Source organism: Spiroplasma endosymbiont of Acasis viretata (assembly GCF_964031275.1).
Classification (GTDB): domain Bacteria; phylum Bacillota_I; class Bacilli_A; order Mycoplasmatales; family VBWQ01; genus Spiroplasma_E; species Spiroplasma_E ixodetis_A.
Window position 1 is genome coordinate 1,169,589 of sequence record NZ_OZ035019.1, and the last position, 25,859, is coordinate 1,195,447.

Consider the following 25,859-nt stretch of genomic DNA (forward strand, 5'->3'; position numbering starts at 1 on the left):
AATTATTATGTTAAAAAAATACAAAGATGAACAAGAATTTTATAGTTTAGTGGGAATAAAACTACAAACATTTCAAAAAATGGTTGAAATTTTAAAAAAAGCTGAAGCAATTAAAAAAGCAGTTGGTGGTAAACCTAATAAATTATCAATAGAAAATCGTTTATTAATGACATTAGAATACTGAAAAGAGTATAGTAGTTATAGAGTTATTGCAAAAAGATATAATATTAGTCATACTAGCTGCATTCGTAATATTTTTTGAATTGAAAATACTTTAATAAAAAGTGGAATTTTTAATTTATCTGGCAAAAAAGATTTAATCAAAAATAAAGGAATCAATAATACTTTACTAGCTATTGATGCTACTGAAACTCCAATTGAAAGAATTAAAAAAAACTAAAATTACTTTTTTCGGGTAAAAACAAACATCATACTCTTAAATCGCAAATAATTATTGATATTTTAAATGGAAAAATTATTTCAACCGCTTTTTGTTTTGGAAGCATTCATGATTTTAAATTACTTTTAAAATCTAAGAACCTGTTTAAAATCTTTTCAATAAAATTGAAATAAAGGCAAGAACAACCATTTGTAAGCTAGTATTTAATTTTTTTTCACAATTTTTTCATAATCTTCTGCATTTTTCTAATCATGCAAAACTTCGTTCTACAACTCATCTTTTTGGTAATACTACAAAAGAATGTAATTCATTACGTTTTATAACTTCAACATTTGCATTTATAATTGTTTTAATTTTAGAAGCAAATTTTTCACCAGTATAACCAGCATCTACTAGTATTTTTTGAACTGCAGAAAGATTCTCTTTTTCATTTTCAATCATTATTATAGCACTATTACGATCTGTTTTTTCTGCTGTGGTTATGTAAATTGCATGTGGTAAACCTTGAGAATCAACAGCAATATGACGTTTTATTCCTGAAATCTTTTTACCAGCATCATAACCTTTATTTTTAATAGTATCTGTATTTTTAACACTTTGTGAATCAATTATACAAAAACTAGTTTGTTCTTTTCTACCATTATTGATACGAAATGCCTTGACTAATTTTTTTTAAAACTAATTGTAATACACTAGGTTCTTTATCATTATTTTTACTTCAAGCTTGAAAATAATAATATACAATTTGTCATTTTGGAAAATTTTTTGGTAACATTCTTCACTGGCAACCACTTTTTAATACATATAAAACTGCACAAAATACTTCATATAAATCTAAACTTCTTGGTTTAGTTCTCTTTTTAGTATTTTCTAAAATTGATTTTATATTTTCAAATTGCTCTTTGCTAACATTACTAGGATAATTTTTACACATATATACCTCTTATTTTAAAATATATAATCATTTTATACTATTCTCTAAAAGATTTTAAACAGGTTCTAAGTTACACAGATTACTAAACATTTCCCTTATATCTTTAAAATTAATTTTAAGGCACCAAATTTGCTCATATACAAACTATTTAAAAATTTATATGGTTTATAGTATTAAAAAAATAAACAGCCCTAATTTAGGGCTGTTTAGAATGAATTTAAGATAGTTATTTTTGTATTTCACTTTCATATCTTTTTTTATCTTCTAGTGCTAAATTTTGATATTTAGATTTCTCTTCGCTTGTCATTTCTTTTCAATGATTACCAATAAGTTTGGCAACTTCTGCAACTTTAGATTTAAGTTCTGGTTTTTGTTGAATAATCTCTGCTCTTTTTTCTTTACTAAAAATCATATAAGCATTCATTGGTCTTTTAACTTTATTTGACATATAAATATCCTCCTAAGTTTTCTTAATATAATTTTACATGATTTATAAAATATTTTTTCACATATTGGTTTTTAGTAAAGAAAACTATCCACGATTACAAGTTTTTGATTTAGAATTTTTCAATAAATCAATCTCATTTTTAAGTTGTTGAATTTCTTGTTGTAAATCTTTATTTCAATTAGTTAGTTCATTCATTTGTTTTCTTATTTTTAATACTTGGCTTTGATTAATAATACTATTTTTAAGTTCTAAATATTCTTTTAATTTTAATGTTATAGAATTTGCTTTATAAGGGTTACTTTCAATAATTTTCATTAATTTACTTGATTTATTCAAATAAATAGGTTTTCTAGTATTATAGTCAAATCAAAACCCTAATACTTGATTTTTTATAATATTTCTTAAGTAAATTGGCCTTATATAAGAAATTTTGTTATTTATGGTTGCCACTTGCCCTTGCCACTTAGCCCTTTTTACTAGACCATTAATTTAAAAAACCTGAATGTATTCTAAAAACAATTGTGTTATATAATTAACACTAATTTTAACCTGAAAGGATTTTTATTAATGGATAAAATTAAACAAATAGCATTAGTAATTAACAAATTAAATATCAAAGAAAAAATTAAAATTATTGATGATTGTAAAAATCAATATTCAATTAGAAACCTATGTCAATATCTTCAATTAAACAGATCAACATATTACTTTTTAAAAAATAAACAAAAACCTATTAAAAAAGAAGAAAATCATATTATTAAATGCAATCATAAATATCAAAAAATATGCCAACTTTTAATCGAATTTCATTCTACAAGAAAAGGCAGAATTTATGGATATTTAAGAATTTTTTCAGCTTTTAAAGAGTGATTAAAACAAGAAAAAAATATCATTTTAAATATAGAATTATCAATAAAACAAATGCGAAAAATTATGAAAGAACACAATATTCAAGGATTAAAACAAACTAAAAATAACTATCCTAAAAACAAAAAAAATCCAAATAAGTGAATACCTACAATGGATAAAGTAAACAAAGATTATAAAAGTACAACCTCTTCAAATCAAATTTGATCAATGGACACTAAACAAATAAATACTAAAGAAGGATGATTATATCTTTTTGTAATTATTGATTTTTATTCAAATAATGTTGTTAGTTATAATATTGCTCCTAATAAATCATATCAGGATTTAATTCTTCCTGCTCTTGAAAAAATCAACAAACAATTTTCTTGAAATCAAATAAAAAATGTTATTTTACATTCAGATAACGCCAACGAATTTTATTGTCAAGATATCACAAAATGAGCAGAGGATAAACAAATAATTTTAAGCAAAAAACAACCTTATGATATTGGTGGTAATGTATTATCTGAAAACTGATTTTCTCATTTATCTCAAGAATGACTACCTAAAGGATCAAATCAATATTTATCCATCAATGAAGCTATAAATGATGTAAATCAATATGTTATGTTTTATAATTATGAAAGAATACATTCTAAATTTCTAAAACCACCAATTTTACAAATTAAAATTTAGAATTTTATATCAAAAATGGTCCAGTAATTAAGGGCCAACCACCTGTTTTATAATTATGAAAGAATACATTCTAAATTTCTAAAACCACCAATTTTACAAATTAAAATTTAGAATTTTATATCAAAAATGGTCCAGTAATTAAGGGCCAACCACCGTGTTCCTAAATCATGATCACTAGGTTGAGTTGATAATAACTGTATAACTATATAATTAGGATGGGAACTTAATACAATTCCTGGCCTTTTACTTTGTATTCCATTATGTTCATCTCCTGGAATACAAACAAGAATTCCCATTCCTTTTTTATATGATTTGTAATTATTCGATTGCATAATATAATTCCAATCTATGTAATTGTTTATTCCTTAGTTAGTGATATTATTGCATTCCTAATACTTATATGCTATAATTTAATTGTGATTACGATAGTAATATTGTGCAAGGGAGTATATCTCTCGTAACTGCCTAATTATTTCTGATTAGGTAATTTTTTTATATAATTTTTGCAATAAGTTCTTCATAAGCTTGTTTTTGACGTCAATAATAAGGATTTGTTCAAATACTACTTTAGTCACAATTTCAATTTCTCAACTCAAGAAATTTTTAAATTATAAAGTTATTAATTCATTTTTCTCAAATTCTTCAACTAATAATTCAATAACTTCTGCAAAACTACGATTAGTATTTTTTGCTAATTTTTTGATTTTTTTTACATAATCTGATTTTATATAAATGGTTTTATATTCTTTTTTGATTTTTTGTTTCTTTTGAAATTTAACAGCAAAATCATTGATATCTCTTTGAACTTCGATATTATTTTTAATTGATTTTTCAACTTTATTTTTAGATTTAACATCCACATTTTTAATTATATCTATGCTGGGGTTGGTACCTTCTGCATCATAATTAAAAAGTAAATTAGAATTATTTGCATTTTTCATTAAATTATCTCCTTATCTTTTAAAAAAGCGTTGATTTAGAGAGTTTTAAAAAATGACACATTGTGCGAATTTTATATTTAGATTTATTATTTGCAATAATCTCTACTTTCTGCCTATTATTAGTGCTGCTTGCTTTAAAATATCAATTTCCATTCGTAACTGTTTTAATTCTTTATTTGCTTGAATTAATTGTTTTTCTAAATCTGAAAGATTATTTTTAGTTTTAAAACTATCTGAATTAGTAAATTGCTTAATTTAATTGTAAGTAGCTGCTCTTGTAACATTGTATTCTTTAGCAAGGCAAGATACCGATTTGCCACTTTGATATAAAGCTACTATTTGTTTTTTAAATTCATCTGAATATGAGTTAATAGTGACCATAATTATAATTCCTTTCTTTTAACTAATTTGTTCACTTGTCTATGTAATTAGTGTCCAATAAAGTGGCCCCATCCAAAATAAACATATTTTTACTTGTACTTTATTTTTAAAGATTTAAAATATTACTAAACATTATATTAATGTTATTTAGGAGGAAATACTATGTATGCTGCTGGACAAGTTGTTGTTAATGCCAGTCAGGCTGGTTTTAGGAATGATAAAAATAAAAAAAATAAAATAGTAAATGAGCCAAATTTTCAAAAAGTTAATGAAGAATATGAAAAGATAAATATAAAAAATAAAAACACTAAATCAGAAATCAGTGATAACAAAAGTAAAAAATGTAATATATTGTAAGTATTAATAAAAAGATGATTACCAAAAATAATCATCTTTTTATTAATTAAGAAGAAATTTTAAAAATTGCAGAAATTAATTTAAGAATTTTTTCAAATTTCTCAAGTATCATCATAATGATGATGAATTGGATCATATGGATCTTCCACAACTGTTGTGTTATATCCTCTTTTAGTTCTGATATCAATAGATCTAAAATTTGGATTATAAAAGATAAAATCTTTTAAATGAGAGTGATATATATTATTTATTCAAAACGGATCATTTTGAATAAAAGAATGAGATCAATCTGTATAATCTTGATTAGTAATAGAACCACCTGCACCAGTATGATCAACTGGTGTTAATTGTTTTAAATACGGACTTATAACATTATCTGCAAAATTATCACTATTATTTTTATAATAATAATTTAATAAAAAATTAATCCCTTGTTCATCTATGCATGTAGTAATATAATCTGCTGCTAAAAATCTATAATCGACTTCAAAAGAATTTACTTTAGAAATATACTTATCTTGGCTACCTACTTCAAAGATTGTTGGAGCAGGTAATATTGATATTCCAAGATATACTCCATTACCATTATCATATGAAGGAACATTATTCATATATCAGCTAGCAGTGAATGTAAGCAAACACGCATCAACTAATGTAATCAGTGGGCCTCCAAAACCACTAGCTAATAATATAGAGTTAACTGCAAGTACAAATGCTGTTTGTCCATATGCTAAATATTGTTGAACCTTTTTAACAGTATCGGATGACATATATCAGTAAAAATAATCACCAAACCCTCATCAAGGAAAGTATACGCCATCATAATTCATAGGAAATGATAATCCTAAGTTATTTTTTTGATAATTATTATTTTTACTTAAAAACTGCTCATATTGATTATTTGTTGTTAATAAATTTTCTTTATTACTAAAAACCTTCAATAATTCATTTTTATAATTATAATTTTTTCCATTAACAGTTCAGTTAATATCATTTTTACATTTTTTATTTATATTTTTTATTGTACTGTTTATGGCATTATTTAAACTTTTTTCATTGACAAGATTTAAACTATCATATCTTGTCATAGTTTGAGTATTGTTTTGTTGTATAGTTGTTAAGATAGTTTTAGAATTGGAAGTATTATTTGTAAATAATTTAGTATTAACTAAATTTACACCACTAGTTCCAACTAAAACGCTTGCTGTAAGCAATGATAATATTTTTTTCATTTTAATACACCTTCTTTATGTACACCATAAATTGAAAAGGAAATTTTAGATTGATAAAAATAACTTTTATGAGCATATAGATATTAATCCAAAATTAGGAAATAATTTCTTATCTATTATAATTATAACACTTTTAATAATTGAATGAAGTATTTTTTGATTATGTAAAATAGTTATTAACTTGCTTTTAAATGAAAAAAAGTTGGATGGGGCCACTTTATTGGACACTAATTACATAGACAAGTGAACAAATTAGTTAAAAGAAAGGAATTATAATTATGGTCACTATTAACTCATATTCAGATGAATTTAAAAAACAAATAGTAGCTTTATATCAAAGTGGCAAATCGGTATCTTGCCTTGCTAAAGAATACAATGTTACAAGAGCAGCTACTTACAATTAAATTAAGCAATTTACTAATTCAGATAGTTTTAAAACTAAAAATAATCTTTCAGATTTAGAAAAACAATTAATTCAAGCAAATAAAGAATTAAAACAGTTACGAATGGAAATTGATATTTTAAAGCAAGCAGCACTAATAATAGGCAGAAAGTAGAGATTATTGCAAATAATAAATCTAAATATAAAATTCGCACAATGTGTCATTTTTTAAAACTCTCTAAATCAACATATTATTTTAATTTAAAGAAAAAAAATAAAATTCAAAATAATATTTATGAACAAGCTGTTATTAGTGCTTTTAAAGAAAATAAAGAAGTTTATGGTACTAGAAGATTAAAAGTCATACTAGCAAACCAAGAAATTTATTTATCACGCAGAAAAATTAAAGAAATTATGAATAAGCATAATTTAATATCAAAATACACTAAATTATCATTCAAAAATTATCATAATAAAGTCGATGATAGTCAAATAACCAATCTTGTTAATAGAAACTTTAATAATAGAATTAAAAATGAAGTTATTGTTAGTGATTTAACTTATGTTCAAGTTAATGGTAAATGAAACTATATTTGCCTATTAATCGACCTATTTAACCGCGAAATTATTGGACATAGTGTTGGAGTTAAAAAAGATGCATCATTAGTATATCAAGCATTTATGCAATCAAATCACTGTTTAAAAGATATTGAAATATTTCATACTGATCGCGGTAATGAATTCAATAATAAAACTATTGATAAACTTTTATTAGCTTTCAACATAACTCGATCTTTAAGCAAAAAAGGATGTCCTTATGACAATGCTGTTGCTGAAGCAACTTTTAAAACTTTCAAAATTGAATTTATTAATGATAAAAATTTTACATCATTAATCCAATTAAAATTAGAATTATTTGATTACATCAATTGATATAACAACATAAGAATTCACAGTACTCTAAACTACCTAACTCCAGTTAGTTATCAAGAACAAATGTCTACCAAAAAATAGTCCTAAAAAGGGTTGCCATTCCACAAAATTTGTTGTAATCATATTAAATAATATTTATCATATTTATATTATTTTTTTTAAAAAACTTTAAAATATTATTTTTTTTATATTATCATATTTATAGCATAAATATGATAATATAAAATTAAAAGAAAGAAGCAAAGGAAAATGCCAATTATAACTAAAAAAATATTAATATTTTAGATAAAACAAAAAATACTGTTTCTTTTAATAAAGAGTTATATAAAAAAAACAAATTAAATTGAATTCTATGACTTGTGATATTATTTTAATTTCAAAATTTAGTGAATTAGCAAAAAAAAGAAAATAGACTTGGTGCAAAACTAAGGTAATTCAAAATTATATATTTCTGCTATTAAATTAAATCTTAATGCAAATCTTCGTATTTTATTGCGATATTTTAAAGTTAAAATTTTAAAACGTTTTAGTTTAGCAAATACGTGTTCAATTTTAATTCTAATTTTGCTTAAAGTTTTATTGTATTCTTTTTGAATTGGTATTAATTTATTGTATTTACTTTTTTTAAATGGCAAAAATGTATTTTTATGAATATTTTGTATTCCTTGATAACCTGAATCAACAAAAACTTGTTTTTCTGGATGAATAAAAGTTTTAGATTTTAAAAGTAATTTAAAATCATGAATGCTTCCAAAACAAAAAGCGGTTGAAATAATTTTTCCATTTAAAATATCAATAATTATTTGCGATTTAAGAGTATGATGTTTGTTTTTACCCGAAAAAAGTAATTTTAGTTTTTTTTAATTCTTTCAATTGGAGTTTCAGTAGCATCAATAGCTAGTAAATTATTATTGATTCCTTTATTTTTGATTAAATCTTTTTTGCCAGATAAATTAAAAATTCCACTTTTTATTAAAGTATTTTCAATTCAAAAAATATTACGAATGCAGCTAGTATGACTAATATTATATCTTTTTGCAATAACTCTATAACTACTATACTCTTTTCAGTATTCTAATGTCATTAATAAACGATTTTCTATTGATAATTTATTAGGTTTACCACCAACTGCTTTTTTAATTGCTTCAGCTTTTTTTAAAATTTCAACCATTTTTTGAAATGTTTGTAGTTTTATTCCCACTAAACTATAAAATTCTTGTTCATCTTTGTATTTTTTTAACATAATAATTATCACCTTTGATATTAATAATAACCGTTAAATTATTAAAATTAAAGGTTTTGCACCAAGTCTAATGAAGTAAAACAATGCTAATGAATGAAATTTTAAAAGATTATTTTAATAGATTGGAGAATAATAATGAAAATGATTAGTTTTTGTAATAAAAAAGGTGGAGTTGGAAAAACTACTATTTGTAAAAATATTCCTTATAAACTTGCTTTAGATAATAAAAAAGTTTTAATTATTGATTTAGACACGCAGGCAACAATATCATTTCTTATGCAAAATGAAAATATAGATATGTCAAAATCACTACATAAAGTAATTGCTAGTGATTGTGAAATAACTATAAATAAGTTGATACAACCAACGAAATATAAAAATATTGATATTATCGTTGGAGGAGAAACTTTAAAAAAATCTTTGACAGTTATGAGAGAATTATATGATAATAATAATTTTTATTTAATTGGAATAAAAATTTATCAATCCAATCAGATACTATTTGATAGTTATGATTATGTTTTGATTGATTATCCACCAACAACCGATGATTTAAGTTTAAATTGATTAATATTTAGTGATTTAATCTTAATTCCTTCTAATAATGGAAGTGGAAGTTATCAAGGAATATTAGATTTAAATAATAATTTAGATTTAATTTTATCAAATTTAAAAATGTCTAAACCAAAAATAAAAATTCTTTTTAATGATGTTATAGAAACATAAAATAAAATTAAATTTCAAAAATGATTAAAAGAAATTAATTTATATGACAATTTATTAAGTGTTTTTATAAAACATTCTGAAAATTTTACTACAAGTGAAAACGACTTTATAAGTATTTGAGAAAATCCTTATTATTGACGTCAAAAAAAGCATATGAAGAACTTATTGCAGTGATAATGTAAATAATATTTATCATATTTATATTATTTTTTTTAAAAACCTTAAAATATTAGTTTTTTTATATTATCATATTTATGCTATAAATATGATAATATAAAATTAAAAAAAATTAGTGAAGAATTATTTAAAATTATTAATTTAAAAAATAAAACCCAGTAACAAGACTGGGAAACCATGCTTAAAGCATTTACATATAAATTATACATAACTTTATATATGTTGTCAATTTATTTATGAGAGGTTAATATTTATGAATCAAAAGAAAATATCTTTTAATGTTAAGTGAAAAAAATATGAAAAAGGAGATGGTGTTAGAACCTGTTTAAAATCTTTTAGAGAATAGGATAAAATGATTATATATTTTAAAATAAGAGGTATATATGTGTAAAAATTATCCTAGTAATGTTAGCAAAGAGCAATTTGAAAATATAAAATCAATTTTAGAAAATACTAAAAAGAGAACTAAACCAAGAAGTTTAGATTTATATGAAGTATTTTGTGCAGTTTTATATGTATTAAAAAGTGGTTGCCAGTGAAGAATGTTACCAAAAAATTTTCCAAAATGACAAATTGTATATTATTATTTTCAAGCTTGAAGTAAAAATAATGATAAAGAACCTAGTGTATTACAATTAGTTTTAAAAAAAATTAGTCAAGGCATTTCGTATCAATAATGGTAGAAAAGAACAAACTAGTTTTTATATAATTGATTCACAAAGTGTTAAAAATACAGATACTACTAAAAATAAAGGTTATGATGCTGGTAAAAAGATTTCAGGAATAAAGCGTCATATTGCTGTTGATTCTCAAGGTTTACCACATGCAATTTACATAACCACAGCAGAAAAAACAGATCGTAATAGTGCTATAATAATGATTGAAAATGAAAAAGAGAATCTTTCTGCAGTTCAAAAAATACTAGTAGATGCTGGTTATACTGGTGAAAAATTTGCTTCTAAAATTAAAACAATTATAAATGCAAATGTTGAAGTTATAAAACGTAATGAATTACATTCTTTTGTAGTATTACCAAAAAGATGAGTTGTAGAACGAAGTTTTGCATGATTAGAAAAATGCAGAAGATTATGAAAAAATTGTGAAAAAAAATTAAATACTAGCTTACAAATGGTTGTTCTTGCCTTTATTTCAATTTTATTGAAAAGATTTTAAACAGGTTCTTAGAGTAAAATTAGATGGTGATTTAGATCAAAATAATAAACAAAAATATCGTCCTGGTATAATAATTAGAAGTTATCCAACTCATATAAAAATTCAATTATTTTCTACTAATCCAAAAAATAGTTATGCTTCCGTGACTATTAATAGTAAAATTCAATATATTAAATCAAAATATAATAGATCTGTTAATATTTCTGAAATTAATCAAAGATGGATTGATAAAAAAACAAAATTGCCTGTTAAAATAAATAAAAATAATATTTTATTCAAACAAATAGCAGAAATGGAATTTAAAGAAATATCAGGTAAAAGCATTTCTTTTTCAAAATTTAAAAATCAAGCAACAGAAATTCAACAACTTAAAAAACAAATTTGTATGCAATCATTAAAGTTAAAAAATCGCAATCGTGGATAATTTTGGTAATGTTTAGTAATCTGTGTAACTTACAAAAATAACTATGTTTAATTAATTCTAGTAAATATAATTAAATGACTAGAAAGAGTGAGTTACAGATGGCTAAAAAGCAAAATATTAATAATAATGATCCAATATCAAAAGCAGTAGATTTATTATTAGAAAATACTGAAGATTTAACAACAGTTTTTAAAGAGGGAGGATTGTATAAAGAATTAACAAAAAGATTAGTAGAAAAAATGTTGAATTCTGAGATGCAAAATTATTTAGGATATGATAAGAATCAACATAGTAATAGTGACAATGCTCGTAATGGTATAAGTTCAAAAAAATTAATAACTCAACAAGGTAAAATTGAGATTGATGTACCACGAGATCGCAATAGTAATTTTAATCCTGTAATAGTTGCAAAAAGACAAAGAAGATTTGATGGTTTTGATCAACAAGTTCTTTCTTTATATGCAAAAGGAATGACATTATCAGATATTAGAATGCAATTACAAGAGTTATATCATGGTGCTGATATTAGTGAAAGTGTTATTAGCCAAATTACTGATGATGTTATTGATGATGTTAAAGCATGGCAAAATCGACCATTAGAAAGTGTCTATCCGATTGTTTATTTTGATTGCATAGTAGTGAAAGTACGACAAGATAAAAGGATTATTAACAAATCAGTTTATATAGCTTTAGGAGTTGATTTAGAAGGCAAAAAAGATGTTTTAGGTTTATGAATTAGTGAAAATGAAGGTGCTAAATTTTGATTAGCAAATTTAACAGAAATGAAAAATCGTGGCTTAAATGATATTCTTATTGCCTGCAGTGATAATTTAACAGGCATGTCAGAAGCAATACAATCAGTTTATCTTAAAACAGAACATCAATTATGCATAGTTCATCAAATTAGAAATAGTTTGAAATATGTCTCATATAAGCATAGAAAATCTCTAGTTGCAGATTTAAAACCAATTTATACTGCATGTAGTGAAGAACAAGCAATGCAGGCTTTAGAATCCTTTGAAAGTAAATGAAATAAACAATATCCTCAAATTGCTAAATCTTGATATAAAAATTGAGATAATTTAATGGTTTTTATTAGTTATCCAGTAGAAATCAAAAGAGTGATTTATACTACAAATGCTATTGAATCTGTAAATAGTCAATTACGAAAAGTTATCAGAAATAAAAAAGTTTTTCCTAATGATATGGCAGTTTTTAAAATATTTTATTTAGCAATTGAAAATATAACAAAAAAATGAACAATGCCCATTCAAAATTGAAATACAGCAATTGCTCATTTTATGATAAAATTTGAAGATAGAATTAATCTAAACTAGTACTTTGTAAAACAAAGATACACAGATTACATAAAATCCTCATAATTTTTGTATTTGGCTAAGTGGCAATTAAGCATATTAAAAATTAATTGCAAAAATATTATAAAATAATGGCTTTTCTACCTTTATGTACTATTAATTTTATCACATAAATGCTGAGAAAAGCCTATCTACGGACTTCTCCCCACATTTTTAAATCAAACATAGCATTACAGTTTCAAAACTAGGTATCTTGTTGAATTTATATGCAGCTTCTTTAGCATATAAATGAACATGATGTTTTGCAACTTTGATATGTGTTTTAAATGCTCTTCTTATATGTTTTCAAACTGATTCAATTTGGTTGGTATTTACACCAATTTTTGAAACATAGCCATCTTGATGGTTAACTGTTTCATGCTTAGTGAAAATTGATTTAAAATCGCAATATCCTTTTCAAGAATCAGTATATACAAGACATTTTGAAGAAATGTGGTTTTTTGCAAACTGCAAAAGATTTTTACTCTTTGCGTTTTTCAATACTTTCACAATTAAATTATTCGTTGTTTTTTGATAAATGCCAACAATCAAGGTTTTATTCACCAAGGATCTTCCTTGTTTTTTAAAACCCATATGTGAAAGATACATTTCATCAATTTGCACTGTACCTTCAACAATAAATTGAGGTTTTTGTGCAATACGTGTTCTGATTTTATGAGTCATTCTTCAAGCAGTTTTCAAAGTCACTCCCAATTCTTTTGCAATGTCTGTTGATGGAATTCCATATTTGGTGTTTATTCATCTAAAGATAAGATAAAACCAAGATGTTAAAGATGTTTGTGACCTTGAAAATATGGTGCCTGTGAGAATGCTAAATGTTTGATTACATTTTAAACATCTCATTCTTTTTAAATCAGAAGTATTCAAATTAAAACTAAAACACCTAATACATTTGTTTTCTTTCAAATTTGCTATATATGCAAGACATTGCTGTTCAGTTTGAGGTGGTTGGCCCTTAATTACTGGACCATTTTTGATATAAAATTCTAAATTTTAATTTGTAAAATTGGTGGTTTTAGAAATTTAGAATGTATTCTTTCATAATTATAAAACATAACATATTGATTTACATCATTTATAGCTTCATTGATGGATAAATATTGATTTGATCCTTTAGGTAGTCATTCTTGAGATAAATGAGAAAATCAGTTTTCAGATAATACATTACCACCAATATCATAAGGTTGTTTTTTGCTTAAAATTATTTGTTTATCCTCTGCTCATTTTGTGATATCTTGACAATAAAATTCGTTGGCGTTATCTGAATGTAAAATAACATTTTTTACTTGATTTCAAGAAAATTGTTTGTTGATTTTTTCAAGAGCAGGAAGAATTAAATCCTGATATGATTTATTAGGAGCAATATTATAACTAACAACATTATTTGAATAAAAATCAATAATTACAAAAAGATATAATCATCCTTCTTTAGTATTTATTTGTTTAGTGTCCATTGATCAAATTTGATTTGAAGAGGTTGTACTTTTATAATCTTTGTTTACTTTATCCATTGTAGGTATTCACTTATTTGGATTTTTTGATACTTTTCAGTAATCTGTGTTTTTTAATTATTTTATAACTAAATTTTTCCAAAAAAACATTTTTTTGGGAAATTATCTGAAAAAACTAAGTTAATTTTTGTCAAACTCTATTTAAAGGATGTGTATCTAATTCTTTTTCTTTCTTAGCTCCTTTTTCTAGGCTTTCTCTTCATTTTTTTAACTGTTTTTCTCTTTCTTTTTCTTGTTTTAATATTTCTTCTTTTTTCTTTTCAAATTGTTTTTCTTGTTTTTCAGCAATTTTTTTATTTTTTTCATAAGTGTTTTTGTACATTTTTTTATGTATCCTTTCAAAATAAAAAAACTCATTTACTTTAAAGTAAAGTAATGAGTTAAAAACTTATATTAAGTTTATATTTTTTATATCATAAATAATTATTAAATATAGATTATTTAATTATTTTATTCATCTTCATCATTAATTTCTATTTGAGAATTATGATGATGACATTGTTTACATTTTTCTATTTTTTCTCAAATTTTTCTATTAATATTATAATCATTTAATAATTCTTCAAATTCATCAATATTATTTTTATCAATATGCAAACTTTTAAAATTTAAAGTAAAATCTCCATCAACTGAAAAATGACCAACACTTACATCATAATGTTTTTCTTTTTTTCATTTATTTAAAAATTCATCTATTGTACAATTTATCATTATCATTATTTACTCCTTTTCTTTTAATAGACTTGGTGCAAAACTAAGGTAATTCAAAATTATATATTCCTGCTATTAAATTAAATCTTAATGCAAATCTTCGTATTTTATTGCGATATTTTAAAGTTAAAATTTTAAAACGTTTTAGTTTAGCAAATACGTGTTCAATTTTAATTCTAATTTTGCTTAAAGTTTTATTGTATTCTTTTTGAATTGGTATTAATTTATTGTATTTACTTTTTTTAAATGGCAAAAATGTATTTTTATGAATATTTTGTATTCCTTGATAACCTGAATCAACAAAAACTTGTTTTTCTGGATGAATAAAAGTTTTAGATTTTAAAAGTAATTTAAAATCATGAATGCTTCCAAAACAAAAAGCGGTTGAAATAATTTTTCCATTTAAAATATCAATAATTATTTGCGATTTAAGAGTATGATGTTTGTTTTTACCCGAAAAAAGTAATTTTAGTTTTTTTTAATTCTTTCAATTGGAGTTTCAGTAGCATCAATAGCTAGTAAATTATTATTGATTCCTTTATTTTTGATTAAATCTTTTTTGCCAGATAAATTAAAAATTCCACTTTTTATTAAAGTATTTTCAATTCAAAAAATATTACGAATGCAGCTAGTATGACTAATATTATATCTTTTTGCAATAACTCTATAACTACTATACTCTTTTCAGTATTCTAATGTCATTAATAAACGATTTTCTATTGATAATTTATTAGGTTTACCACCAACTGCTTTTTTAATTGCTTCAGCTTTTTTTAAAATTTCAACCATTTTTTGAAATGTTTGTAGTTTTATTCCCACTAAACTATAAAATTCTTGTTCATCTTTGTATTTTTTTAACATAATAATTATCACCTTTGATATTAATAATAACCGTTAAATTATTAAAATTAAAGGTTTTGCACCAAGTCTTATGTTTAATTAATTCTAGTAAATATAATTAAATGACTAGAAAGAGTGAGTTACAGATGGCTAAAAAGCAAAATATTAATAATAATGATCCAATATCAAAAGCAGTAGATTTATTACTAGAAAATACTGAAGATTTAACAACAGTTTTTAAAGAGAAAGGATTGTATAAAGAATTAACAAAAAGATTAGTAGAAAAAATGTTGAATTCTGAGATGCAAAATTATTTAGGATATGAAAAAAATCAACATAGTAATAGTGACAATGCTCGTAATGGTACAAGTTCAAAAAAATTAATAACTCAACAAGGTAAAATTGAGATTGATGTACCACGAGATCGCAATAGTAATTTTACTCCTGTAATAGTTGCAAAAAGACAAAGAAGATTTGATGGTTTTGATCAACAAGTTCTTTCCTTGTATGCAAAAGGAATGACATTATCTGACATTAGAATGCAGTTGCAAGAGTTATATCATGGTGCTGATATTAGTGAAAGTGTTATTAGCCAAATTACTGATGATGTTATTGATGATGTAAAAGCATGGCAAAATCGACCATTAGAACCTGTTTAAAATCTTTTCAATAAAATTGAAATAAAGGCAAGAACAACCATTTGTAAGCTAGTATTTAATTTTTTTTCACAATTTTTTCATAATCTTCTGCATTTTTCTAATCATGCAAAACTTCGTTCTACAACTCATCTTTTTGGTAATACTACAAAAGAATGTAATTCATTACGTTTTATAACTTCAACATTTGCATTTATAATTGTTTTAATTTTAGAAGCAAATTTTTCACCAGTATAACCAGCATCTACTAGTATTTTTTGAACTGCAGAAAGATTCTCTTTTTCATTTTCAATCATTATTATAGCACTATTACGATCTGTTTTTTCTGCTGTGGTTATGTAAATTGCATGTGGTAAACCTTGAGAATCAACAGCAATATGACGCTTTATTCCTGAAATCTTTTTACCAGCATCATAACCCTTATTTTTAGTAGTATCTGTATTTTTAACACTTTGTGAATCAATTATACAAAAACTAGTTTGTTCTTTTCTACCATTATTGATACGAAATGCCTTGACTAATTTTTTTTAAAACTAATTGTAATACACTAGGTTCTTTATCATTATTTTTACTTCAAGCTTGAAAATAATAATATACAATTTGTCATTTTGGAAAATTTTTTGGTAACATTCTTCACTGGCAACCACTTTTTAATACATATAAAACTGCACAAAATACTTCATATAAATCTAAACTTCTTGGTTTAGTTCTCTTTTTAGTATTTTCTAAAATTGATTTTATATTTTCAAATTGCTCTTTGCTAACATTACTAGGATAATTTTTACACATATATACCTCTTATTTTAAAATATATAATCATTTTATCCTATTCTCTAAAAGATTTTAAACAGGTTCTTAGAAAGTGTCTATCCGATTGTTTATTTTGATTGCATAGTAGTGAAAGTACGACAAGATAAAAGGATTATTAATAAATCAGTTTATATAGCTTTAGGAGTTGATTTAGAAGGTAAAAAAGATGTTTTAGGTTTATGAATTAGTGAAAATGAAGGTGCTAAATTTTGATTAGCAAATTTAACAGAAATGAAAAATCGTGGCTTAAATGATATTCTTATTGCCTGCAGTGATAATTTAACAGGCATGTCAGAAGCAATACAATCAGTTTATCTTAAAACAGAACATCAATTATGCATAGTTCATCAAATTAGAAATAGTTTGAAATATGTCTCATATAAGCATAGAAAATCTCTAGTTGCAGATTTAAAACCAATTTATACTGCATGTAGTGAAGAACAAGCAATGCAGGCTTTAGAATCCTTTGAAAGTAAATGAAATAAACAATATCCTCAAATTGCTAAATCTTGATATAAAAATTGAGATAATTTAATGGTTTTTATTAGTTATCCAGTAGAAATCAAAAGAGTGATTTATACTACAAATGCTATTGAATCTGTAAATAGTCAATTACGAAAAGTCATCAGAAATAAAAAAGTTTTTCCAAATGATATGGCAGTTTTCAAAATATTTTACTTAGCAATTGAAAATAGCCACTTGCCACTTGCCACTTGCCACTTGCCACTTAGCCCTTTTTACTAGACCATTAATTTAAAAAACCTGAATGTATTCTAAAAACAATTGTGTTATATAATTAACACTAATTTTAACCTGAAAGGATTTTTATTAATGGATAAAATTAAACAAATAGCATTAGTAATTAACAAATTAAATATCAAAGAAAAAATTAAAATTATTGATGATTGTAAAAATCAATATTCAATTAGAAACCTATGTCAATATCTTCAATTAAACAGATCAACATATTACTTTTTAAAAAATAAACAAAAACCTATTAAAAAAGAAGAAAATCATATTATTAAATGCAATCATAAATATCAAAAAATATGCCAACTTTTAATCGAATTTCATTCTACAAGAAAAGGCAGAATTTATGGATATTTAAGAATTTTTTCAGCTTTTAAAGAGTGATTAAAACAAGAAAAAAATATCATTTTAAATATAGAATTATCAATAAAACAAATGCGAAAAATTATGAAAGAACACAATATTCAAGGATTAAAACAAACTAAAAATAACTATCCTAAAAACAAAAAAAATCCAAATAAGTGAATACCTACAATGGATAAAGTAAACAAAGATTATAAAAGTACAACCTCTTCAAATCAAATTTGATCAATGGACACTAAACAAATAAATACTAAAGAAGGATGATTATATCTTTTTGTAATTATTGATTTTTATTCAAATAATGTTGTTAGTTATAATATTGCTCCTAATAAATCATATCAGGATTTAATTCTTCCTGCTCTTGAAAAAATCAACAAACAATTTTCTTGAAATCAAGTAAAAAATGTTATTTTACATTCAGATAACGCCAACGAATTTTATTGTCACGATATCACAAAATGAGCAGAGGATAAACAAATAATTTTAAGCAAAAAACAACCTTATGATATTGGTGGTAATGTATTATCTGAAAACTGATTTTCTCATTTATCTCAAGAATGACTACCTAAAGGATCAAATCAATATTTATCCATCAATGAAGCTATAAATGATGTAAATCAATATGTTATGTTTTATAATTATGAAAGAATACATTCTAAATTTCTAAAACCACCAATTTTACAAATTAAAATTTAGAATTTTATATCAAAAATGGTCCAGTAATTAAGGGCCAACCACCATGCAGTATAAATTGGTTTTAAATCTGCAACTAGAGATTTTCGATGCTTATATGAGACATATTTCAAACTATTTCTAATTTGATGAACTATGCATAATTGATGTTCTGTTTTAAGATAAACTGATTGTATTGCTTCTGACATGCCTGTTAAATTATCACTGCAGGCAATAAGAATATCATTTAAGCCACGATTTTTCATTTCTGTTAAATTTGCTAATCAAAATTTAGCACCTTCATTTTCACTAATTCATAAACCTAAAACATCTTTTTTACCTTCTAAATCAACTCCTAAAGCTATATAAACTGATTTATTAATAATCCTTTTATCTTGTCGTACTTTCACTACTATGCAATCAAAATAAACAATCGGATAGACACTTTCTAATGGTCGATTTTGCCATGCTTTTACATCATCAATAACATCATCAGTAATTTGGCTAATAACACTTTCACTAATATCAGCACCATGATATAACTCTTGTAATTGCATTCTAATATCTGATAATGTCATACCTTTTGCATATAAAGAAAGAACTTGTTGATCAAAACCATCAAATCTTCTTTGTCTTTTTGCAACTATTACAGGATTAAAATTACTATTGCGATCTCGTGGTACATCAATCTCAATTTTACCTTGTTGAGTTATTAATTTTTTTGAACTTATACCATTACGAGCATTGTCACTATTACTATGTTGATTTTTTTCATATCCTAAATAATTTTGCATCTCAGAATTCAACATTTTTTCTACTAATCTTTTTGTTAATTCTTTATACAATCCTTTCTCTTTAAAAACTGTTGTTAAATCTTCAGTATTTTCTAATAATAAATCTACTGCTTTTGATATTGGATCATTATTATTAATATTTTGCTTTTTAGCCATCTGTAACTCACTCTTTCTAGTCATTTAATTATATTTACTAGAATTAATTAAACATAGTTATTTTTGTAAGTTACACAGATTACTAAACATTACCGATATAAAAATTGAGATAATTTAATGGTTTTTATTAGTTATCCAGTAGAAATCAAAAGAGTGATTTATACTACAAATGCTATTGAATCTGTAAATAGTCAATTACGAAAAGTCATCAGAAATAAAAAAGTTTTTCCAAATGATATGGCAGTTTTCAAAATATTTTACTTAGCAATTGAAAATATAACAAAAAAATGAACAATTCCCATTCAAAATTGAAATACAACAATTGCTCATTTTATGATAAAATTTGAAGATAGAATTAATCTAAACTAGTACTTTGTAAAACAAAGATACACAGATTACATAAAAGCCTCAAATAATAACTAATAAATAATCATTGTCACTTATTTATCTTTTGCTTAAAAAGAAAAAATAAATAAAAACTTGTAAATAAACAAAAGATTATTAAGAAAGGTAATCATATTATCATAGTTTTTTCCTTTCTTAATTAAATTATTATTTTTTGATTTGTCTTACTGCATCACGATTTTTAATCGTCTCTCTTTTATCATAATTTTTTTTACCACGAGCCAATGCTATTTCTAACTTTGCTCTACTTTTACTATTTAAATATATGATTGTTGGAACAACAGTTAAGTTTTTTTGCTTTTGTTCTTGTTGAATTTTTTTAATTTCACGAGCATTTAAAAGTAATTTTCTTTTTCTTAATGGATCAAGTATATAACTAGTAGTAAATTTATAAGTATTAATGTTCATATTAATAATATAAGCTTCATTATTACTAAAAGTTACATAACTATCCTGTAAAGATACATTACCTAAACGAATTGATTTAATTTCAGAACCAGTCAAAACAATTCCCACTTCTAATTTTTCTAATAATTCATAATTAAAGTACGCTTTTTTATTTTTTGCAATTATTTTCATTGTTTCCACCATTATTTTCATAAACTTTATAATTAGATTATATAATAATAATTTCATAAATACCGAAATACTTACTTAAATTTGTTTTTTATTAAGAACATGCTATAATCTAATGAAGGTTAGATTAATCAATAGTTTTTCTAGCAATGATTAATGTAAAATTAAACATAAAATTAATATTTGTTGTATAGCGACCCAAGAAATAGATTTTATATTTGTTTTACGGGTTTTTGTTAATTTTATATATTAATAAACAACTGAAAGGAGTCTAAGGACATGGCAGGAGAGTTAAATACTAAAGCAACAACAGTAAAAAATAGTCAATTTTATCAAGGCGATTTGGGTTTTGATAAAAATAATAATGATAAAGTAATTATTTATAAAATTTTAACTGGTAAAAAACTTGAGGTTTGTAAAATTATTATTGATGAACAAAATCATATTTTAAAAATTTCTACTAAAACGGAAATTATTAATGAAGATGAATTTGAAATTTACACATTTGCTTTAGAAGCAGATACTGCTGATTTTATCTTAAAACTTATTGCTAAAAATCAAATTAATGCTGAAATTAATTATGCATTTATAAATAATATTGAAGATTTTTATAATATATCTGAATCAGACTCATTAGAAGAAAAAAAGAGAAAAATTAGGAAACTCTTTTAACTATTTATAAATTTCTTCTCAATTATAAACTGAACCATAACACAAAGCTTTAATTTTAAAATCATTGTTATTATTGATAATTTCTAAAATAGTTTGGGCAATAGAAATCCCTGAGGCAACTATATCATCAATAATAATAATGTTTTTTTTATTAAAAAAATTAATATATTTAGGTAATAAATGAATCTTATTAGTAATTTCCATTTGTCTTTCGCTAACTTTTAATTTATTTTCTCAAAATTTACGGTAGTTATCAACTTGGAAAATATTATTTATTAATAATATTTTATAATTTAATTTTTTTTTAATAATTTTAACTAATTCAATTATTACTAATTCTAAACTACTAACTGAAGTAGGTTTTTTTGGCATCATAATAAAATAATCTAAATTTTCAAACAAATTAAATTTTTGACCAACTTCAAATAAATTAGTTGCTAATCTTATTACAATATTTTGTTCAATATTTACTTGCTTAATTAAGTTATAATCTTCATTAACTCATAATAAATCCGGATATTGTTTTAAACCTGGTGATTTAAAATAATTATAATAATAGCATTCAATGTTAAGATTGCTTTGTTGAATTAATCTTTTTTGCCCTTGTATTTTCATTTTTTTACTCCATTTTTCTTTTCACTTTTATTTTTTTTAACTTTACCATTTAGTTTTATCTTTTTTCTATATTTAAAATTATTTGCTTTATACATTTTTGATGATTGATTATTATTATTTTTATCACGGTTTTTATTTTGCTGACCATTTTCTTCTAAAATAAAATCAATAGTTCTAGCAACTTTATTTGCACTTTTTACAAGAACACTGACCTTTTGACCAAGAGCATACTGTTTTCGTTTTCTTTCACCAAACAAAATCATTGCTTTTTCATTAAAAATATAATAATCATCAGTCATGTCTGCAATTCTAATTAAACCCTCAATTGTATTATCTAACTCAACAAATAATCCAAAACCAGTTATACTAGAAATTATACCTTCAAATTTATGACCAATAAATTGCATCATGTATTCTGCTTTTTTCATTTGATCTACAGCTCGTTCACACTCTAATGCTTTTAATTCCATATTACTAGATTGCTCAGCAGCTCAATTAGTAAAACTTTGATATTTCTCAATTATTTTAGCATTTATTTCTCTTTTAACTATATATTGACGCAATAAACGATGAACTATTAAATCGGGATAACGTCTAATTGGCGAAGTAAAATGTGTATAATAATCACTAGCAAGTCCAAAATGGCCAATACATTTATTAGTATACTGTGCTTTTTCCATACTTCTTAATAATAAAGTTGATAAAACTTGAAATGTTGGTAATTGTTTTAAAGAATTTAATAATAATTGTAAATCTTTTGAACTAATATTTGTGATTTTTGGATTTAATTTAATACCCATTAATTTCAGAATTGTAACCATTTGATGCATTTTTTTAGAACGAGGATGTTCATGAACACGATAAATAAAAGGTAATTTCATATCAAATACAGTTTTAGCAACTACTTCATTAGCTCTAATCATAAAACTTTCAATTAATTTTTCAGCGATATCACGAGTTCTTAAAATAATATCAGTTACTTCTCCATTATCGTTAATAATTGTTTTTGCTTCATTAATTTCAAAATCAATTACTCCAGCATCTTGTTTAAACTTTCATAAAATTTGGTGCAATTCTTTTGCTTTTAGTAACATTTCTCAAATTTGTGGATGTGTTTTAATAAAATTTGGATTTTTACCATTATATCCATCATTTACTTCCTCATAATTCATTCTTCTTGCTGATTTCATAAATGCCTGATAAATTTTATGTTTTACTGTTAAACCATTCTTATCAATTTCCATATCACAAACCATACATAAACGTTCTACTTGTTCATTTAAAGAACAAATACCATTTGATAACTGTGTTGGTAACATAGGAATAACACGATCTGCTAAGTAAACAGATGTACCACGAGTAAATGCCTCTTCATCTAAAGGACTATTTTCTGTTACATAATGACTAACATCAGCAATAGCTACAATTAAACGATAATTACCATTAACTAGTTTAGTAACATAAATAGCATCATCAAAATCTTTAGCATCTTTACCATCAATTGTAACTAATAACTCTTTAGTCAAATCAATACGACCAATTTTATCTGATTCTAAAACTGTTAATGGCACCTTATCTGTTGCTGTTAATGTTTCAACATCAAATTGTGCTTTAATACCAATTTCATAAATAACAGCTAAAATATCAACACCAGGATCATTAATATTACCCAAGATTTTAGTAATAGTAACATTAAAAATATTTTGTTCAAAATTTTTAATTTTTGCAACAACAATATTATTTTCTAACGCTTTATCGGGGTTTAAAATATTAACTTCATACTGTTGTAACTTTGCATTTTGAATTAATAATGTTTTTACTTTCGTATCTGCATTAACAATAACAGTACCAACAAGAAGATTAGTATCACGTTTAATAATTTTTAATACTACAGCCTCATCATTCTGATTATTAATTTTTACTAACTTACATAATACTTCATCATTATTTAACGCATTATTTATGTTTTTTATATTAACGTAATATTCTTCTTCACTATTTAATAATTTAACAAATCCAAATCCTTTTTTAGTAATTTGAATTTTGCCAATAAATAAATTATTATTTTTTAGCATATAAAATTGTTGTTCTTTATTTTCCAAAATAATTTCACTATTTTTCAATTCTTCTAAATCAGCAATAAGTTCTTGCTGTTGATGATGATTAGTAATATTAAGTTTCACTGTTAAATCAACCGTTGATAAAGGTGTAATACTATTTTGTAACTCATTAATAATCTCTTGCTTCATTTCAATCAATCCCAACTTTATCCTAATTATATAATTAATTATAATCTATCTTTTAAAATTTATAAAAAGGCACATTTTAGTGTGCCTTTTTATAAAATAATTATCATTAATTTATAACTCCAATAGTATTAATAAGAATTCTTACTATTATTGCCATAGTAAATAACGATATACCTAATACTAAAGTGGCAATAGAAAATAACTTACTTCAACCACGTTCTTTAGTACTAGCAAATAATTCTTGATTACCCCCACTTAAAGCACCAAGTCCATTATGATTTTTTTTACCTTGTAATAAACCTAAAATTACTAATAATATAGCGATAATTAAGGCAATAATTTCAAAAGCAAAAATAATGTTTTGACTCATTTTGTCACTTCCACTTCTTTATAATATTATTAATTTTACACTTAATTTTACTAAAAATAAAAAAAATTTCATAATTATTATTATGACTTATTCCAAAATTAAAATTTTGGTGGTTGGCCCTTAATTACTGGACCATTTTTGATATAAAATTCTAAATTTTAATTTGTAAAATTGGTGGTTTTAGAAATTTAGAATGTATTCTTTCATAATTATAAAACATAACATATTGATTTACATCATTTATAGCTTCATTGATGGATAAATATTGATTTGATCCTTTAGGTAGTCATTCTTGAGATAAATGAGAAAATCAGTTTTCAGATAATACATTACCACCAATATCATAAGGTTGTTTTTTGCTTAAAATTATTTGTTTATCCTCTGCTCATTTTGTGATATCTTGACAATAAAATTCGTTGGCGTTATCTGAATGTAAAATAACATTTTTTATTTGATTTCAAGAAAATTGTTTGTTGATTTTTTCAAGAGCAGGAAGAATTAAATCCTGATATGATTTATTAGGAGCAATATTATAACTAACAACATTATTTGAATAAAAATCAATAATTATAAAAAGATATAATCATCCTTCTTTAGTATTTATTTGTTTAGTGTCCATTGATCAAATTTGATTTGAAGAGGTTGTACTTTTATAATCTTTGTTTACTTTATCCATTGTAGGTATTCACTTATTTGGATTTTTTTTGTTTTTAGGATAGTTATTTTTAGTTTGTTTTAATCCTTGAATATTGTGTTCTTTCATAATTTTTCGCATTTGTTTTATTGATAATTCTATATTTAAAATGATATTTTTTTCTTGTTTTAATCACTCTTTAAAAACTGAAAAAATTCTTAAATATCCATAAATTCTGCCTTTTCTTGTAGAATGAAATTCGATTAAAAGTTGGCATATTTTTTGATATTTATGATTGGGTGGTTGGCCCTTAATTACTGGACCATTTTTGATATAAAATTCTAAATTTTAATTTGTAAAATTGGTGGTTTTAGAAATTTAGAATGTATTCTTTCATAATTAT

General features: G+C 23.7%; 28 protein-coding genes and 6 pseudogenes. 13 read left to right on the top strand and 21 right to left on the bottom strand.

Translation table 4 applies throughout. The features are described 5' to 3' along the window. Positions 1 to 7 precede the first annotated feature (7 nt). Positions 8 to 400, top strand: a complete 393-nt coding sequence (locus tag AAHM96_RS06465; protein ID WP_342272745.1) for a transposase family protein — start codon at positions 8 to 10, stop codon at positions 398 to 400. Between the two features lie 144 nt (positions 401 to 544). On the opposite strand, the gene AAHM96_RS06470 is transcribed toward AAHM96_RS06465, so the two are convergent. The 3 genes from AAHM96_RS06470 to AAHM96_RS06480 all read right to left on the bottom strand — a co-directional run bounded on the left by AAHM96_RS06470 (position 545) and on the right by AAHM96_RS06480 (position 2,118). Further along, positions 545 to 1,334 (bottom strand): IS5 family transposase gene (locus AAHM96_RS06470; RefSeq protein WP_342273003.1). Its coding sequence is split into 2 segments (ribosomal slippage): positions 545 to 1,072 and positions 1,074 to 1,334, totalling 789 coding nucleotides; the frame shifts between segments, so codons are not numbered across the junction. A 226-nt stretch (positions 1,335 to 1,560) separates the two neighbouring features. Next, entirely contained in the window at positions 1,561 to 1,782 is a 222-nt protein-coding gene (locus AAHM96_RS06475; RefSeq protein WP_342273004.1) for an HMG-box domain-containing protein, read from the bottom strand. Between the two features lie 84 nt (positions 1,783 to 1,866). Continuing rightward, positions 1,867 to 2,118, bottom strand: coding sequence for a hypothetical protein (locus AAHM96_RS06480; protein WP_342273005.1), 252 nt, complete (start codon positions 2,116 to 2,118; stop codon positions 1,867 to 1,869). A 231-nt stretch (positions 2,119 to 2,349) separates the two neighbouring features. On the opposite strand from AAHM96_RS06480, the gene AAHM96_RS06485 reads away from it, so the two are divergent. After that, on the top strand, positions 2,350 to 3,327 hold the full coding sequence (locus AAHM96_RS06485) for an IS3 family transposase (protein WP_342272797.1): 978 nt from the start codon (positions 2,350 to 2,352) through the stop codon (positions 3,325 to 3,327). A gap of 107 nt (positions 3,328 to 3,434) precedes the next feature. On the opposite strand, the gene AAHM96_RS06490 is transcribed toward AAHM96_RS06485, so the two are convergent. The 3 genes from AAHM96_RS06490 to AAHM96_RS06500 all read right to left on the bottom strand — a co-directional run bounded on the left by AAHM96_RS06490 (position 3,435) and on the right by AAHM96_RS06500 (position 4,649). Beyond that, complete coding sequence (locus AAHM96_RS06490; protein ID WP_342273006.1) at positions 3,435 to 3,659, bottom strand: hypothetical protein; 225 nt, start codon at positions 3,657 to 3,659, stop codon at positions 3,435 to 3,437. Between the two features lie 276 nt (positions 3,660 to 3,935). After that, positions 3,936 to 4,268 carry a hypothetical protein gene (locus tag AAHM96_RS06495; RefSeq protein WP_342273007.1) on the bottom strand — a complete coding sequence of 111 codons (333 nt, stop codon included), beginning with the start codon at positions 4,266 to 4,268 and terminating at the stop codon, positions 3,936 to 3,938. A 255-nt stretch (positions 4,269 to 4,523) separates the two neighbouring features. Further along, positions 4,524 to 4,649 carry a transposase gene (locus tag AAHM96_RS06500; protein ID WP_342273008.1) on the bottom strand — a complete coding sequence of 42 codons (126 nt, stop codon included), beginning with the start codon at positions 4,647 to 4,649 and terminating at the stop codon, positions 4,524 to 4,526. A gap of 162 nt (positions 4,650 to 4,811) precedes the next feature. On the opposite strand from AAHM96_RS06500, the gene AAHM96_RS06505 reads away from it, so the two are divergent. After that, positions 4,812 to 5,006 (top strand): hypothetical protein, encoded by a 195-nt coding sequence (locus tag AAHM96_RS06505; protein ID WP_342273009.1) that lies wholly within the window; start codon positions 4,812 to 4,814, stop codon positions 5,004 to 5,006. Positions 5,007 to 5,086: 80 nt separating this feature from the next. Here AAHM96_RS06505 and AAHM96_RS06510 read toward each other — a convergent pair whose 3' ends face one another. Further along, positions 5,087 to 6,238, bottom strand: coding sequence for a hypothetical protein (locus AAHM96_RS06510; protein ID WP_342273010.1), 1,152 nt, complete (start codon positions 6,236 to 6,238; stop codon positions 5,087 to 5,089). Between the two features lie 278 nt (positions 6,239 to 6,516). Here AAHM96_RS06510 and AAHM96_RS06515 point away from each other — a divergent pair. Further along, a pseudogene (locus AAHM96_RS06515) lies at positions 6,517 to 7,672 on the top strand (IS3 family transposase). A gap of 306 nt (positions 7,673 to 7,978) precedes the next feature. On the opposite strand, the gene AAHM96_RS08585 reads toward AAHM96_RS06515, so the two are convergent. Further along, a complete protein-coding gene (locus AAHM96_RS08585) occupies positions 7,979 to 8,401 on the bottom strand; it encodes a transposase family protein (RefSeq protein ID WP_342273670.1) in 423 nt (140 codons plus the stop codon). 2 nt (positions 8,402 to 8,403) lie between these two features. Then, the gene (locus AAHM96_RS08590) at positions 8,404 to 8,796 is read right to left on the bottom strand and encodes a transposase family protein (protein ID WP_342272766.1); all 393 of its coding nucleotides are present in this window, start codon (positions 8,794 to 8,796) and stop codon (positions 8,404 to 8,406) included. A 135-nt stretch (positions 8,797 to 8,931) separates the two neighbouring features. Between AAHM96_RS08590 and AAHM96_RS06525 the strand changes: the two genes are divergently transcribed. The 4 genes from AAHM96_RS06525 to AAHM96_RS06540 all read left to right on the top strand — a co-directional run bounded on the left by AAHM96_RS06525 (position 8,932) and on the right by AAHM96_RS06540 (position 12,633). Continuing rightward, the gene (locus tag AAHM96_RS06525) at positions 8,932 to 9,522 is read left to right on the top strand and encodes a ParA family protein (protein ID WP_342273011.1); all 591 of its coding nucleotides are present in this window, start codon (positions 8,932 to 8,934) and stop codon (positions 9,520 to 9,522) included. A gap of 560 nt (positions 9,523 to 10,082) precedes the next feature. Beyond that, positions 10,083 to 10,872, top strand: a protein-coding gene (locus tag AAHM96_RS06530; protein ID WP_342273012.1) for an IS5 family transposase whose coding sequence is annotated in 2 segments (ribosomal slippage) — positions 10,083 to 10,343 and positions 10,345 to 10,872 — 789 coding nt in all. Because the reading frame shifts where the segments join, the coding sequence is not laid out codon by codon here. Next, positions 10,832 to 11,296: a hypothetical protein gene (locus AAHM96_RS06535; protein ID WP_342273013.1), complete on the top strand. Its 465-nt coding sequence runs from the start codon at positions 10,832 to 10,834 to the stop codon at positions 11,294 to 11,296. Before AAHM96_RS06530 ends, AAHM96_RS06535 begins: the two co-directional genes overlap by 41 nt. Positions 11,297 to 11,394: 98 nt before the next feature. Continuing rightward, positions 11,395 to 12,633 (top strand): IS256 family transposase, encoded by a 1,239-nt coding sequence (locus AAHM96_RS06540; RefSeq protein ID WP_342273710.1) that lies wholly within the window; start codon positions 11,395 to 11,397, stop codon positions 12,631 to 12,633. 192 nt (positions 12,634 to 12,825) lie between these two features. Here the strand turns inward: AAHM96_RS06540 and AAHM96_RS06545 are convergent, their stop codons facing one another. The 5 genes and pseudogenes from AAHM96_RS06545 to AAHM96_RS06565 all read right to left on the bottom strand — a co-directional run bounded on the left by AAHM96_RS06545 (position 12,826) and on the right by AAHM96_RS06565 (position 15,755). Next, a complete protein-coding gene (locus AAHM96_RS06545) occupies positions 12,826 to 13,353 on the bottom strand; it encodes an IS1595 family transposase (protein WP_342273014.1) in 528 nt (175 codons plus the stop codon). 305 nt (positions 13,354 to 13,658) lie between these two features. Next, complete coding sequence (locus tag AAHM96_RS06550; RefSeq protein ID WP_342266766.1) at positions 13,659 to 14,183, bottom strand: DDE-type integrase/transposase/recombinase; 525 nt, start codon at positions 14,181 to 14,183, stop codon at positions 13,659 to 13,661. Between the two features lie 115 nt (positions 14,184 to 14,298). Further along, positions 14,299 to 14,505, bottom strand: a complete 207-nt coding sequence (locus tag AAHM96_RS06555; protein ID WP_342273015.1) for a hypothetical protein — start codon at positions 14,503 to 14,505, stop codon at positions 14,299 to 14,301. A gap of 128 nt (positions 14,506 to 14,633) precedes the next feature. Then, positions 14,634 to 14,900, bottom strand: coding sequence for a hypothetical protein (locus AAHM96_RS06560; protein WP_342273016.1), 267 nt, complete (start codon positions 14,898 to 14,900; stop codon positions 14,634 to 14,636). Positions 14,901 to 14,937: 37 nt separating this feature from the next. Then, a pseudogene (locus tag AAHM96_RS06565) lies at positions 14,938 to 15,755 on the bottom strand (IS5 family transposase). Positions 15,756 to 15,880: 125 nt separating this feature from the next. Between AAHM96_RS06565 and AAHM96_RS06570 the strand changes: the two are divergent. Next, positions 15,881 to 16,390: pseudogene (locus tag AAHM96_RS06570) on the top strand (transposase); the annotation flags it as partial. Here AAHM96_RS06570 and AAHM96_RS06575 read toward each other — a convergent pair. Continuing rightward, a protein-coding gene (locus AAHM96_RS06575; RefSeq protein ID WP_342272742.1) for an IS5 family transposase occupies positions 16,390 to 17,179 on the bottom strand; the annotation gives its coding sequence in 2 pieces (ribosomal slippage) (positions 16,390 to 16,917 and positions 16,919 to 17,179; 789 coding nt in all). The pseudogene AAHM96_RS06570 and the gene AAHM96_RS06575 overlap by 1 nt on opposite strands. Before the next feature lie 57 nt (positions 17,180 to 17,236). Here AAHM96_RS06575 and AAHM96_RS06580 point away from each other — a divergent pair. Together AAHM96_RS06580 and AAHM96_RS06585 are read left to right on the top strand one after the other, a co-directional pair. Continuing rightward, a pseudogene (locus tag AAHM96_RS06580) lies at positions 17,237 to 17,890 on the top strand (IS256 family transposase); the annotation flags it as partial. A 141-nt stretch (positions 17,891 to 18,031) separates the two neighbouring features. After that, positions 18,032 to 19,009 (top strand): IS3 family transposase, encoded by a 978-nt coding sequence (locus AAHM96_RS06585; RefSeq protein ID WP_342272824.1) that lies wholly within the window; start codon positions 18,032 to 18,034, stop codon positions 19,007 to 19,009. Positions 19,010 to 19,053: 44 nt separating this feature from the next. Here the strand turns inward: AAHM96_RS06585 and AAHM96_RS06590 are convergent. Then, positions 19,054 to 19,935 (bottom strand): annotated as a pseudogene (locus AAHM96_RS06590) (IS256 family transposase); the annotation flags it as partial. Positions 19,936 to 20,010: 75 nt separating this feature from the next. Here AAHM96_RS06590 and AAHM96_RS06595 point away from each other — a divergent pair. Next, a pseudogene (locus tag AAHM96_RS06595) lies at positions 20,011 to 20,304 on the top strand (transposase); the annotation flags it as partial. A 183-nt stretch (positions 20,305 to 20,487) separates the two neighbouring features. Here the strand turns inward: AAHM96_RS06595 and smpB are convergent. Beyond that, on the bottom strand, positions 20,488 to 20,919 hold the full coding sequence (smpB, locus tag AAHM96_RS06600; protein WP_342273020.1) for an SsrA-binding protein: 432 nt from the start codon (positions 20,917 to 20,919) through the stop codon (positions 20,488 to 20,490). A 276-nt stretch (positions 20,920 to 21,195) separates the two neighbouring features. On the opposite strand from smpB, the gene AAHM96_RS06605 reads away from it, so the two are divergent. Then, positions 21,196 to 21,588 (top strand): hypothetical protein, encoded by a 393-nt coding sequence (locus AAHM96_RS06605; protein WP_339040785.1) that lies wholly within the window; start codon positions 21,196 to 21,198, stop codon positions 21,586 to 21,588. On the opposite strand, the gene AAHM96_RS06610 is transcribed toward AAHM96_RS06605, so the two are convergent. The 4 genes from AAHM96_RS06610 to AAHM96_RS06625 form a co-directional block, all read right to left on the bottom strand. Further along, positions 21,589 to 22,203, bottom strand: a complete 615-nt coding sequence (locus tag AAHM96_RS06610) for a hypothetical protein (protein WP_281748619.1) — start codon at positions 22,201 to 22,203, stop codon at positions 21,589 to 21,591. Next, the gene (gene rnr / locus AAHM96_RS06615) at positions 22,176 to 24,452 is read right to left on the bottom strand and encodes a ribonuclease R (RefSeq protein WP_342273739.1); all 2,277 of its coding nucleotides are present in this window, start codon (positions 24,450 to 24,452) and stop codon (positions 22,176 to 22,178) included. Before rnr ends, AAHM96_RS06610 begins: the two co-directional genes overlap by 28 nt. Before the next feature lie 106 nt (positions 24,453 to 24,558). After that, on the bottom strand, positions 24,559 to 24,822 hold the full coding sequence (secG, locus tag AAHM96_RS06620) for a preprotein translocase subunit SecG (RefSeq protein WP_174480339.1): 264 nt from the start codon (positions 24,820 to 24,822) through the stop codon (positions 24,559 to 24,561). A 151-nt stretch (positions 24,823 to 24,973) separates the two neighbouring features. After that, positions 24,974 to 25,597 carry a DDE-type integrase/transposase/recombinase gene (locus tag AAHM96_RS06625; RefSeq protein WP_342273021.1) on the bottom strand — a complete coding sequence of 208 codons (624 nt, stop codon included), beginning with the start codon at positions 25,595 to 25,597 and terminating at the stop codon, positions 24,974 to 24,976. Positions 25,598 to 25,859 lie beyond the last annotated feature (262 nt).